Raw genomic sequence first — 12324 nt, 5'->3', positions numbered from 1 at the left:
TCAATAAGTAGATATAAGACATGCCTGGTAAGAGAAAAGTATTAACAAGAAGTGAAGCGCAACGTCTTCACTTCTTTATGCATCAATGTTGCGCCAGATATTGCTGTACCAGCTCGTTACCGGCAACGCCCATTACATTGAATTGCTTGTATTCGCTCTTATCAAGCACTCTGACGTACTCATCGCCATTGTACAAATGCCCGGCGCTATGGAATATTTTCAGCTCGTTTTTCCACTCCGTCAGCGGGATATGACCAATGATTTCCCACTCACCACTTTTGAGGCTATCAACCGCCGCAAAGATCACATTGGTCATGCCTCGTGAGTTTTTAAACTTCAGAAACTCATCGTGTTGCGGAATGGTTTTATCAGCCTGAATGCTCAGCACGCCAAATGCGAAAGCCTTTTTAAAGCGCCCTTTTAAGGCACAGACGATCTGACACACGGCAAACCGACCATCGGCAGTTGGGATCAGAAAGATATCACCTTCCTGGTACTTTTGACTCATATGCTACCCCTTATGATAGACAGCGCGTCTTGTAAGATTTCTTTACCCCATGCTGAGCTATCGCCAGCGATTTTATAGGTGGGTGCGTTTTTATTTCCGGGGCGGTAAGACCGGATATCATTCAATAAATTCGTCAATGGATTCATTGACTTAGCACCACCATGCATACCAATAAGTTTTTCTTCCAGAAATTTAGCTTCAGCTTTGGTTAAGTTGTTGTCAAAAATGATCAGCTGTTCCAGATGCGATTTACCCGGCGTTTTCGCATGAGCGTTTAAACGGGTAGGTGCATCACCGCGCCCAACATAACGGATTTTGCCATTCTCGTGCAGAATATATAACCCTTGCCCTTTGGCGCGGTTGTACTTCTTCTTCGAGCCACCGGGCGGGCGCGTAGACGGCAGCCCCAGGCAGCGCTGCAAGCCGAGCGGATCGCTCCATGCCAGTGGATTTGGCGCATATTGGTATACGCTAACCCCCGCCACCATCCCCACGGGATCCTGGCTAATATAGGCCGCAATGTTGGGGTCATAATAGCGATAGCGGTTATAGTGCAGCCCGGTTTCCGCGTCATAATATTGCCCCTGAAAACGCAGCGGATTGTCGATGAGGCTGGCGTAAACCTCTCCTTTCTCGCCCCAGATGCCGCTTTTCTCCGACCAGACAATTTCCCCCTGTGGCGAGGTCAATCTGACCGGCGCACCGTTGGGATCGCAGTGGTAGTGCCAGCTCTGCTTTTCTCCCTCTTCTTGCGTCAGTAACGCCAGCGGCCAGAAACTGCCCGGGTAGTAGATATATTCCCGCATCTCACTGAACAGGTTGGCCTGCGCTTTCTGCCGTTTTAACCTGCCGCCGGTATCGAAAATACTCAGCGCGGCCAGCGGTTCCTGTAACCTGGTGACCGTTTCACCCGCCAGCACATCATCCTGCCAGTAAAACCAGCGGGTTTCGCTCGCCGTCTGCTTGAATACCCGTCGACCCAGGCCGTCATAGCCATAGCGCACCAGGCTGTCGCCTTTACGCACGGCGACCAACTGGCGATTGTCATCCCAGACAAAATCCTCTTTTTCGCCTTCGCACTGGCTATCCCGCCGCTGGCGTAGCTCACCGGCGCGGTCAAACACATAGCGCACGCCGTGGTGAATGCCTTCGCGAAACCAACCGCCCGCGCAGTCATTCACCTCGCGCGTTTGCGTCTGCAATTGATTACCGGCGGCATCCTGCACAAATTGTCGCAGTGCGCCATCGGGTGTCGTATGCGCCGTCAACCGTCCCACCGGATCGTAGCTGTAGCGATCGCTGCCCCACAGGCTATCTTCCCGTAACGTCAGATTCCCGGCACGATCGTAAGCAAACCCGCTGGCAAACAATGGTAAATCGTGTTGCAGCACCTGCTGGGTACTGAGCCGCCCCAGTCTGTCGAAAGTAAAGGTACGCAGGACATCGGCGGAGAGCTGTTCGCTCACGCATCGCCCGGCCTCGTCGTAGGTGAACAGAATAGGCGCATCGTCGTTAAGCTGTATCTGGCTGAGCCGTTCATGCTCATCGAGGTGATAACGCACCTGATGACCACTGTCGCTTTCGCGTGTGATCAACACACCGCGTTCGTTGTAACCGTAGCGCAGTTGAAAACCGTCCTGCTCTTCCAGCAGGACACGCCCGGCATCGTCATAGCGCCAGCTCAGCCGCCGCCACGGGTTTTCACACAGCAGCATCCGTCCGCAGGGATCGTAATGGTATTTAACCTGTAACGTGTCGCCGCTGCGCCGCTCCGTCAGCCGTCCCCTTTTGTCATAGCCGTAGCGCACTTCGCGACCCAGCGGATCTTCACGACTTATCAACCGGCTGGCCTTATCCCAACCGTAACGCGTCACCTGCCCCCAATAATCATGCTCTTGTGTCACCCGCCCGAGCGCATCGCGCGTCAGTTGCCAGCGTTGGCCATTTTGATTCACCACCGTCACCAGGCGATCTTCCGCATCATAGAGAAAGCGCAGCGTCGCGCCGTCCGGGGTTTCGCAGGCCGTCAGCATGCCGCTGCCGTTATAGCGAAGCTGCGTAGTTCGCCCCTGTTCATCGGTGTAACTGACCGGGTCATCTTCTCGATCGTAGACAACACGTATTTCCCCGCCTGCCGGATCGGTGGTCGCCACCAGACGGTCTTTGCTGTCCCAGTGAAAACGGGTTATCCCCCCGCTTTCGTCAATACGCTCCAGCAGCGTTCCACGGGCCGCGTGGCGAAGCTGTATCGCGCCCGCGCCAGCCTGTTCAATCCGCTGCGGAAAGCCATAACGATCATACTGGTAGCGCGTGGGCGAAACACCGGGCACATGCGCCGCACAAAGCTGCCCAAACGCGTCGTACTGATAACTTGTGGTGACGCCGGTGGGATCGATTTCGCGGGTAAGATTACCGGCCTCACTGTATTCCGAGCGCCAGACCGCGCCTTTCTCATCGGTAAGCGCCAGTAAGTGCCCGTCATCGTCATAATCCGCCTGAATCACGCAACCATCGGGCATCTGTTCGGCGGTCATGCGCCCCTGTTCGTCATACTCCCAGCGGTGCGTGCTGCCGTCCGGCTCTGTCACTTCCACCGTGCGGCCAAAATCGTCATAGCGGAACACGGTGTTGCCACCCAACGGATCGATTTCCGAGACGGGCAGGCCATTTTCATCAAAGGTGATACGCGAAACAGCACCCTGCGAGTCGGTCACTTCCACTTCGTTGAGCAGCGCGTGGTACGCAAAGTGATAATCCCACACCCCGCCATCACCCCAGGCGTGGATAACCTGCCAGGCCTCGTTGTACTGGTAGTGAAACCACTGCCCGTTGCGGTCAACATGGCTGACCATACGACGCTGCTGATACGCAAAACGGCGCGGATGCGACAGCGCATCGATCTCCGCGCTCAACTGGCCGTGGGTGTCATATTCGTAGCGGGTAAGCGGCGTTATCTCTCCATCCAGCGCATTATGCAGACGCAGAGAATGCAGACGGTTTCGCTCCTGTGTGACGAGGATTTCGCGCCCGGTCATCCCCGCGTGGGTGTACTCGCGAATTTTCCGTAACTCACCCTCATCACGCTCAAATTTCCAGCCATTACCGCTACGATCGACAATATCGGAAATCGGCAGGGCGCCCTGCTTACCGCTAAAGTGCAGCAGCGGGCCGCTTTCCTGATCCACCCGCCACACCACCTCGCCATCACGGGTTTCCCGCCACAGGCGGCTGCCCTCCGGCAAACCGTGAATGGCATGTTCGCGCCCGTCGCTTTGCGGCAACGTAGCAAATAATGTCATCCCTTCCGGCTGCGTCAGCAGCGCGACGCCCTCTTCTGCCAGCACATCAAGGCGGATATCTGCCGGGGTTGACCAGCCAAAGCCGCACAACCCTTCGACCTCAATATCTGCCGACGAATAGGTCCGCGCCCACGCCAGCGGCAGACGACCCGCTAACAGGAAATCCTGCTGTTCCAGGCTGACGCTGCCGTCGCGAATATCCACCGGTTCGGCGCGCAACACGCGGCACTTGAGGAAGCCGGAGTCCATATTGCGAAACAGCTTTTGCCGCAGCTTACGAAAGCGGCGCATAAACAACCGCCACTGCGGCGTTTTCTTCAGTTTCTTGAAGCCTTTACCCAGCCCGCTTAACCCGGCGCGCATCAGCAACGCCATCAGGTTGATGGTCGGCGGGCCGCCCACTACCACGTTATTGGGAATGGCGAGGTTAAAGGTGAGCGGGAGCGTCAGAGAGAGCGGTTTTGGCTTGGTGGCGCGCTTGAGGCGAAACGGCGGCACCAGACCAATAATGTTGCAGCTCAACACCGGCATGCCGATGCGCGAGAACGGTTCGCCGTCCACCGAGACGGTTTTGCTGCCCATAAACAGCTCGTCTTCAATCTGCGGCCCGCCCGGCGCGCGCAGCGGCGGCACCCATACGCCGCCGACCGGAATATGCACGGCGATGCCGCCCGTTCCTGCACTCGCGCGCTTAATGCTGTTGACGTGCACCGTGGTGCCAATCAGCGGCAGGTAATCGAACACGTCAAAAACAATGCCGATATGCGGCGTTGGCAACGGCCACGGGTAGGTATGAATATCCAGCCCGAGTTGCGGATCGAAGTGCGCGCCGGAGTGCATAAGTCTGGCCTCAGAACATGGCGCGCAGTAACGCGCGTAAGAACGTTCGAACCTCTGTCGCCAGCTCGCTATCGGAAAGGCTTAAAAACAGCAGCGCGAGCAGCGTGACGACAACAATAATAATGATGCGATTTTTCATAGCGGGTTGCTTCCTGCAGTGTCAGATAACGATGCGTCATGGTTGCCCCAGTCGGGCAGGTTTTGCCACTCGCCAGGGGGCGCATCAAAGGGGTGAGCGATCTCCGGCAGGCCGTTCCAGTGCGGGTGTAATTTCTCCCGCGCCAGCCGGATAACGCGGCGAAAACTGTCATCGCCGCGACGGATCAGATTTTCCCGCTCCTCGCGGATCACGGTAAACATGGCCTCAAGTTGTAACTGCAAGCGGCTTTCAGCCTGCTTAACCTGCGCAACGGTCGGCTCACTAGGCAGCGCCGCTTCCGCCTGCTGGATCAGCCGCTGTTTTTCACGTTGCCAGCGCGCAGCGCATGCTTCGAGCGCCTCGGTGCGGCGCTTATCGTGCATACGCAATAAATCCTGAAACACCAGCGGCAACGTGGTCTGGCTGCGTTCGGGCAGCGCCACGCTTTCCGCCGCCTGTACGGCGCGCGCGTACTCCTCCATCGCCGTCGGTCGGTGACCGGCAAGCCAGAGGCAAAACCCGGACATGCGCCAGCCTTCCATCTCAAATACCGGATGGGGAATGGCCTGCGCTTCCAGCGCCGCCTGGCGATAGCCTTTCGCCGCTTGCAGGTGATCTTTTTTCGCGAACCACGCACCCGCTTCACCAAAGGTACTTTGCGTGCGTAACTGCCCTTTCAGCGCCGGATCAGGAATATCACCAGAGAGGGTTTGTGCCTGCCGGTAGTGAGTGACGGCCTGCGCATGGTCGCCGCCTTTTAGCCAGCCACCGGCCATCAGGTTGTGCATCATCGCTTGTTGATCCGTCCAGCCGCGCCGCTGCGCAATGCCCAGCGCCAGCTCGCCGCGTGCGGCGACTTGTGCGGCACTGCCTTTTTCCAGCAGCAGCATCGCGTCAGCAAGGTAGCGGCGAAACAGCAACCGGTCGGCATCGGTATCCGTCTGCTGCTGCGCGGTCTGGTGCATCACCCGCATGCCATCGACTTCATCGACAATCAACTGCACCTCGCGCGGATGCGCCTCATATAACGGCTGCCAGATCGGTTGTTCCAGCGTATCAATCAACAGCACACGCGGGGCACTCGCATCCTGCTCCAGCCAGCCTGTCAACCAGCGCGCCAGGGCGCTTTCGTCGCTGACACCGGTGGGTTTAAGCACCAGTACCAGGTAACGGAGATCGTCTGCAAAAGCCTGTGCGAAGCTCTGTAATAAGCGGTTCAGTTGCGCCGGGGAGTAACAGGGCAGCCAGGGTTCCGCATTCCAGGCGGCGGCATTTTCCGTGGCTTCGTACTGCTCGACAAACTCCCGCCCCAGCGCGTCGCTGTAGCCATAACCGGTTTCGAAGGGGGTATTCAACCCAAGAAACAGATCCGGCAGTGTGCGGCCTTCCGCGTGCTGCTGCAGGGCGATAAAGGCATCCAGCAGCGATTCGCCGCCCGCCGGAACGCGCCAGATAAACAGGCGGGTGCGCGCGGCGTTCTCGCTGGCGTCCAGCCAGCTTAGCTCCAGCTCGCTCATCACTTTCTCTGTGGGGTTCTTTGCCGCGCGCATTCCGTGTCCTTATCAGGCGTTAAGCTCGATTTTCTTGCCATTGACCATCACGCCCGCCGCGTTAATGGTGATGGTCGAGCCGCCCGCGGTGATCTCCACGCTGCCGTTGCCAATCAGAATGCCGCTTTCGCCGACGTTGATCTGGAAGGTATCCGTTGCGCTGTCCGCCACGCTACCCTGGGTAAAACGCGTGTCGCCGCCGGTAATGCTCAGCGTGCGCCCGGCACCGATATTCACCTCTTGCTTTCGCACCACCGTGCGCACTTCGTTGCTGCTGACGGTGACGTTGCGGTTACCGGTCACTTCCAGTGTCTGGTCGCCAGTGACCTGTACGGTGCGATTTTGCTGCACGCTCACCTTCTCGTTGCCCTGCACGGTGCGGGTTCTGTCCTGCACCACGGTCAGCGTCTGGTTGCCTTGCACGGTGCCGGTGTTGTTGCTCTTCACCGTGGTGGTGTGATTGCCAGTAATGGTCTCATCGCGGTTTTGCTCGACACTGAGGGTTTCATTGCCTTTCACGCTTTCGGTGCGGTTCTGCTGCACGGTGGTGGTTTCGTTACCGTTGATGGTTTTGCTGCGATCCTGGCCGATAGTGACGGTTTCATTGCCGTCCACTGTGCGGGTGCGGTTCTGTTTGATATGGCTGGTTTCGTCTTTGCCAACGGTTTTGGTACGGTTGCTGCCAACATCATGGGTTTCGTCGTTTTCGACTTCGGTATCCATGTTGCGTTCGGCATGCAGCCAGAGTTGCTCCTCACCGGGTTTATCTTCAAAGCGCAGGGCGTTGGCGTTATCCGGCGAACCGTCTTTCGAACGGCTCATAAAGCCCATCTGCGTCGCCGCCGCCGGCAGCGCCCACGGCGGCATGCTGGCTTCGTTATAGACGCGACCAATGATTATCGGTCTGTCCGGCTCACCGTTAATAAAATCGACCACCACTTCGTCGCCCACTCGCGGGATCTGCACACCGCCGTAGCCCTGCCCGGCCCACGCGCTGGAGACGCGCACCCAGCAAGAGCTGTTTTCATCGCCCTGGCTTTGCCGATCCCAGTGGAACTTCACCTTCACGCGGCCATATTTGTCCGTCCAGATCGATTCGCCCTGCGGCCCGACCACGCGCGCCGTTTGCGGGCCATAGGTGCGCGGCCAGTCGGTGACCGATGCCGGGCGAAAAGGCGTTGTCGCCGGAATAACGGTAAAGGCGATGTTGTGCTGTGAACTAAATTGCCCACCGGAGGCGTACTGATTCTCTTCAAACGCATACCGGGCGCCAATCACCAGCCACTGCGCGTTATCGGCGAAATTGGGTGCATTGGTAAGGCGAAAAAGATGGCCAGGCGCGATGCCGGTCGCGGTACCGGAGCCTTGCATTTGCTGCTGCTCCGCCTGCCAGGCCTGCTGGCGAATACGCGCGTACGCTTCACCGTCGCCATGCTCAACAAAGCGGCCTGGCCAGTCATACACATCAATTTTCCCTGGGCTTGGCGAAACGGGGTTTTGCAGGGTTTGCAGCATCCAGGCATGCGGCTTTCGGAAATCGTAATCATCGGTGCTGTACAGACCCGGCGTCACCACGTGGTTCGCCACCAACTGGCTGATGCCCTCTTCATTGACCGCGCCGCCGCCGGTTTGCGCATGCCAGGGAATAGTGTCGTAACCGGGAAACGCCTCCGCCTGTGAGTAGTCGTCCATCAGCACCAGCGTGTGACCCTCTTTGCTGTGGCGAAACAGGTAGCTGATGCCTTCAAGCTCCAGCAAACGGCTGATGAAGTGGAAGCTGCTTTCACCATACTGCACGCTGTAATCCCACTGGCGATAGCTGCGTGTCAGTTTGTCTTCAACCCTGACGTTGTATTCGGAAAACAGCGTTTTGGCGATATCCGGCACACGTTGCTGCTGGAAAATACGGAAGTTGCGATCGCGCATCATCGGCCAGAAATCGGGTTCCAGCGTCGCCTGGTACGCCGCGTACTGCGTGCCGTCCAGTTCTTCGGTACGCACCGAAACGGCGGTCACTTTCCCGGAAAGATAGCGTTCGCTACCCGGAATCTGGCACGGGATCACCACCGTCATCTCCTGCCCGAGCAGTTTTTGCCGATCAAGGGTGAAGTCTTTGCTCAGCAGGTCGACCTGAAAGCGAAAAGGAGCAGAAAGATGCTCTTCCCCTTTCAATTTCCAGAACAGGAGTGAATCACTGCCAACGGATGACAGGACGGTTATCCGGTTAACCATACGTATTCCTTGGTAGCGGCGGCGGATATTTCGGGAGAAAACGATTTGCGGGAAATCATTCAAAAGAAACTTATGCGCGCGCGTATTATTTACTAACGACCAACGATTACGAATAATATTATCCACAGTTCATAAAAACGACAGCCAAATACATCTCAGAATCGTCTTATTTTATAATTAAAATAATAACTTATTTAAAATCAATTCAGTGCAAATTACCATGATAAAACAGTGGATTTCAGGTTATTCGATTCAGCTAACAATAAATAATAACGCATCATATATTCTTTTATTTCACCCAATATTCCCCTAAGCGAAATTAGCCTGTTTTAAATTAAAAACAGACGTCAGCTTGCCTGCATTTTTTAACGTCGCCGCGCGCTATGGCCTCCACCGTTGCCGGTTGACGCTTTCGCAACGGCACACGACCCTCGCGCTATCCTCTGTCCGGCAGCCAGAGGGCTTTAGCACATTTGCGCATATTCTTATCCGGATATATTGGTTTTCGCCACAGACACAACGAATATAATTCATTTTAATACGGTACCAGAATAATCAACTGGAATATTTACATAGCATTCTGCCAGCTTTTTCTGGCAATAAATGATGTGCGGAAGGTGTGTAGTGCCAACATGGTTACCCTTAGCGATCGATTCGTTCTGGCCAATGCTTTCCGCCGGGCTGAAATTTACCATTCCCTTAACGTTAAGCGCATTTATTCTTGGTCTGACACTCGGTTTTATTGTGGCGTTATTGCGTTTATATGGCCCGGCATGTTTAAAACCGATAGTCATATTTTACGTCTGGTTAATTCGCGGCACCCCGTTATTAGTACAATTATTTTTAATTTTTTATGCGTTGCCCAGCGCGGGAATGACTATCGATGCCTTTCCGGCGGCGGTGATTGGTTTTACGATAAATATTGGTGCTTATACCTCGGAAGTGATCCGCGCCACGCTGCTCGCCGTGCCTAAAAGTCAGTGGGAAGCCGCGCATGCCATCAGCATGACCTGGGCGCAGGCGCTACGGCGCATTATTCTGCCGCAGGCCGCACGCATCGCTGTGCCGCCGTTATCCAATACCTTTATCTCGCTGGTGAAAGACACCTCGCTGGCCTCGGTGATCACCGTGCCGGAGATGTTTCTCGCTGCGCAGCAAATAGCCGCGGTGACTTACGAGCCGTTAATTTTATATAGCGAGGCCGCGGTGATTTATCTCTTATTCAGCTCTGTCTTATCGCATTTACAAGAGAAGCTGGAGCGGAAATTAGCCGGGACAACCGTTAAGGAGCGGGCAAATGATAACGCTCTGCAACATTGAAAAAAGTTTTGCCGGTCACCGGGTGCTGCAAAATATTCATTTAACGGTAGCAGAAGGCACCGTCACCGCCTTAATTGGCCCCTCCGGTAGCGGGAAAAGTACATTATTACGTTGTATTAATTTGCTGGAAATCCCCCAGTCCGGGGAATTAACCATCGGCAAAGAAGAAATGGTATTTACGCCAGGTGCCCGTATTAAAGGCCAGGATATTCGCCGGATGAGCCGCCAGACCGGAATGGTTTTTCAAAACTTTGCGCTGTTTCCGCATATGACCGCTCTCGACAACATTACCGAGGGACTGATTACGGTGCATAAATGGGACCGCGAGCGAGCCCGCAAACGCGGCGAGGCGCTGCTGGAGAAGGTTGGCATGCTGCATAAGCGTAACGCACTGCCGAATACACTTTCCGGCGGCCAGCAACAACGCGTGGCGATTGCCCGCGCGCTGGCACCTTCGCCTGCGGTGTTACTGTGCGATGAGCCAACCTCGGCGCTCGACCCGGAACTTTCCGGCGAAGTGGTCGCCGTCCTGCGCCAGCTGGCACACGAGGGCACGACGATGATTATGGCCACCCACGATCTGCGCTTAGCGGCCCATATCGCAAGCCAGGTGGTATTTCTCGAAGCCGGGGAAATTGTCGAATCGGGCAGCGCCAGCACCCTTTTTTCACAGGCGAAGAAACCACGAACCACGGAATTCATCGCCTCTTTAAGCACAGCGTTTTCGGCTATCGAAGCGCATCAATAACAATATTTACGGGGTAACGCAGATGAAGGCATTCGCAACACTGGTGATAGCGGGCGTTATGCAGCTGGGCTTTGCTCACGCGGCGCTGGCGCAGGATGATCTGGCAAAAATTCAGTCCGCCGGGGTGTTAAAAATTGGCACCGAAGGGACTTATCCGCCCTTCACTTTCCATAACGCCGCCGGCAAGCTGGAAGGGTTTGATGTCGAAATCGGCCAGGAAATCGCCAAACGCCTGAAAGTGAACGCCCAGTTTGTTGAAGGCAAATGGGATGGCCTGATCGCCGGTATTGATGCTAACCGCTACGACGCGGTGATCAATCAGGTGGGCATTACGCCGGAACGCCAGAAAAAATATGACTTCTCCGAGCCGTATATCGCTTCCAAAGCGGTGCTGATCGTCAACAGCAAAAATACGGCAATCACCCGTTTCGAGGATTTAAAAGGTAAAAAATCCGCTCATACGCTGACCAGCAACTATGCGCAGATCGCGCGCAAATATGGTGCGGAGATCGTCGCCACCGACGGCTTTAACCAGTCTGTCGATTTGGTGGTGCAGGGGCGCGCCGATGCGACCATCAACGACAACCTGTCATTCCTGGATTTCAAAAAACATAAACCCGACGCGCCGGTGAAAATTGTCGCCACGCAATCTGACGCGGAGAAATCCGGCGTGTTATTCCGCAAGGGCAACCCGCAACTGAAAGCCGCGATTGATAAGGCACTCGAAGAGATCAAAGCCGACGGCACTTATCAACGCATTTCGCAGAAATACTTCGGCGCGGATGTGTCGAAGTGATGCGTAGCCGCTGAATGGTAAGACCCCGCAACGCGGGGTTTTTTATGCCGCTGGTGCCTTGCGCACGGACACCCGTTTTATTTGCGCACGTCTTCGACAATATGCAAGTTCGACACTATGCAAAGCTGGGGCGCTGCGTTTGTGCTGCTTGCCGCAGGCGGCGTTGCGCCCACCGTTGCGGAGCTACTGCTGCATCAGTTCAGCGGGCGCGGCGCATAATAGCTGGCTTAAAGCTGAAAACTTTGCGGAACCCCGAGCCTGGCTGGGGGGTTTTCTGTAAACAAAAAAACCCCGCCAGGCGGGGTTTTTAAATTTGCGGCGTAACGCAAATCAGAACGGGATGTCGTCGTCGAAATCCATCGGCGGTTCGTTAGACGGTGCCGGTGCAGACTGCTGCTGCGGGCGAGACTGCGCACCGCCGCTGAACTGGTTACCACCCTGTGGCTGCTGAGGCTGACCCCAGCCGCCCTGCTGCTGGCCGCCACCTGCCGGTGCGCCGCCACCCTGACGGCCGCCCAGCATCTGCATGGTGCCGCCAACGTTAACCACTACTTCAGTAGTGTATTTTTCCTGACCGGATTGATCGGTCCATTTGCGGGTGCGCAGCTGGCCTTCAATATAAACCTGAGAGCCTTTACGCAGGTACTCGCCGGCCACTTCCGCCAGCTTGCCAAACAGCACAACGCGGTGCCATTCGGTCTGCTCTTTGGTTTCGCCGGTCTGCTTGTCACGCCAGGATTCGGAAGTAGCCAGCGTAATGTTGGCAACTGCGCCACCACTCGGCATATAGCGTACTTCCGGGTCCTGGCCCAGATTACCGACGAGAATCACCTTGTTTACGCCTCTGCTGGCCATATTGTGTCTCCTGAAAACGTTGCTTGATTCTTAGTAG

Annotated in this window: 9 protein-coding genes; 3 read left to right on the top strand and 6 right to left on the bottom strand. The window is 56.0% G+C overall.

Translation table 11 applies throughout. From position 1 onward, the window contains the following. Positions 1-82: 82 nt before the first annotated feature. The 5 genes from O3S68_RS20405 to O3S68_RS20385 are packed head-to-tail and all read right to left on the bottom strand — an operon-like array spanning position 83 to position 8568. Positions 83-508 (bottom strand): immunity 26/phosphotriesterase HocA family protein, encoded by a 426-nt coding sequence (locus O3S68_RS20405; protein WP_020456139.1) that lies wholly within the window; start codon positions 506-508, stop codon positions 83-85. Continuing rightward, a complete protein-coding gene (locus O3S68_RS20400; protein WP_269232349.1) occupies positions 505-4647 on the bottom strand; it encodes an RHS repeat-associated core domain-containing protein in 4143 nt (1380 codons plus the stop codon). The genes O3S68_RS20405 and O3S68_RS20400 overlap by 4 nt, the downstream gene beginning before the upstream one ends. A gap of 10 nt (positions 4648-4657) precedes the next feature. Beyond that, positions 4658-4786 (bottom strand): hypothetical protein, encoded by a 129-nt coding sequence (locus O3S68_RS20395; protein ID WP_020456137.1) that lies wholly within the window; start codon positions 4784-4786, stop codon positions 4658-4660. Continuing rightward, positions 4783-6336 (bottom strand): hypothetical protein, encoded by a 1554-nt coding sequence (locus O3S68_RS20390; RefSeq protein WP_269232348.1) that lies wholly within the window; start codon positions 6334-6336, stop codon positions 4783-4785. Before O3S68_RS20390 ends, O3S68_RS20395 begins: the two co-directional genes overlap by 4 nt. A gap of 12 nt (positions 6337-6348) precedes the next feature. Next, positions 6349-8568 (bottom strand): type VI secretion system Vgr family protein, encoded by a 2220-nt coding sequence (locus O3S68_RS20385; protein ID WP_160271345.1) that lies wholly within the window; start codon positions 8566-8568, stop codon positions 6349-6351. A gap of 624 nt (positions 8569-9192) precedes the next feature. Between O3S68_RS20385 and O3S68_RS20380 the strand changes: the two genes are divergently transcribed. Genes O3S68_RS20380 through O3S68_RS20370 form a run of 3 tightly spaced genes read left to right on the top strand, consistent with a single transcriptional unit; the run spans position 9193 to position 11432 of the window. Next, the gene (locus tag O3S68_RS20380) at positions 9193-9888 is read left to right on the top strand and encodes an amino acid ABC transporter permease (RefSeq protein WP_189660072.1); all 696 of its coding nucleotides are present in this window, start codon (positions 9193-9195) and stop codon (positions 9886-9888) included. After that, entirely contained in the window at positions 9866-10636 is a 771-nt protein-coding gene (locus O3S68_RS20375; protein WP_269232347.1) for an amino acid ABC transporter ATP-binding protein, read from the top strand. Before O3S68_RS20380 ends, O3S68_RS20375 begins: the two co-directional genes overlap by 23 nt. 22 nt (positions 10637-10658) lie before the next feature. Further along, a complete protein-coding gene (locus O3S68_RS20370; RefSeq protein ID WP_020456132.1) occupies positions 10659-11432 on the top strand; it encodes an amino acid ABC transporter substrate-binding protein in 774 nt (257 codons plus the stop codon). A 330-nt stretch (positions 11433-11762) separates the two neighbouring features. On the opposite strand, the gene ssb1 is transcribed toward O3S68_RS20370, so the two are convergent. Further along, the gene (gene ssb1 / locus O3S68_RS20365) at positions 11763-12287 is read right to left on the bottom strand and encodes a single-stranded DNA-binding protein SSB1 (RefSeq protein ID WP_017459456.1); all 525 of its coding nucleotides are present in this window, start codon (positions 12285-12287) and stop codon (positions 11763-11765) included. Positions 12288-12324 lie beyond the last annotated feature (37 nt).

The organism is Kosakonia sp. SOY2 (assembly GCF_027109175.1).
GTDB lineage: Bacteria > Pseudomonadota > Gammaproteobacteria > Enterobacterales > Enterobacteriaceae > Kosakonia.
Note: the sequence above shows the minus strand (reverse complement) of the source record. Positions and strands in the feature narration are given on the sequence as shown.

Excerpts from the sequence above, each read along its gene's own strand:
- O3S68_RS20405 (WP_020456139.1), bottom strand. The coding sequence starts at position 508 with ATGAGTCAAAAGTACCAGGAAGGTGATATCTTTCTGATCCCAACTGCC.
- O3S68_RS20400 (WP_269232349.1), bottom strand. The coding sequence starts at position 4,647 with ATGCACTCCGGCGCGCACTTCGATCCGCAACTCGGGCTGGATATTCAT.
- O3S68_RS20395 (WP_020456137.1), bottom strand. The coding sequence starts at position 4,786 with ATGAAAAATCGCATCATTATTATTGTTGTCGTCACGCTGCTCGCGCTG.
- O3S68_RS20390 (WP_269232348.1), bottom strand. The coding sequence starts at position 6,336 with ATGCGCGCGGCAAAGAACCCCACAGAGAAAGTGATGAGCGAGCTGGAG.
- O3S68_RS20385 (WP_160271345.1), bottom strand. The coding sequence starts at position 8,568 with ATGGTTAACCGGATAACCGTCCTGTCATCCGTTGGCAGTGATTCACTC.
- O3S68_RS20375 (WP_269232347.1), top strand. The coding sequence starts at position 9,866 with ATGATAACGCTCTGCAACATTGAAAAAAGTTTTGCCGGTCACCGGGTG.
- O3S68_RS20370 (WP_020456132.1), top strand. The coding sequence starts at position 10,659 with ATGAAGGCATTCGCAACACTGGTGATAGCGGGCGTTATGCAGCTGGGC.
- ssb1 (WP_017459456.1), bottom strand. The coding sequence starts at position 12,287 with ATGGCCAGCAGAGGCGTAAACAAGGTGATTCTCGTCGGTAATCTGGGC.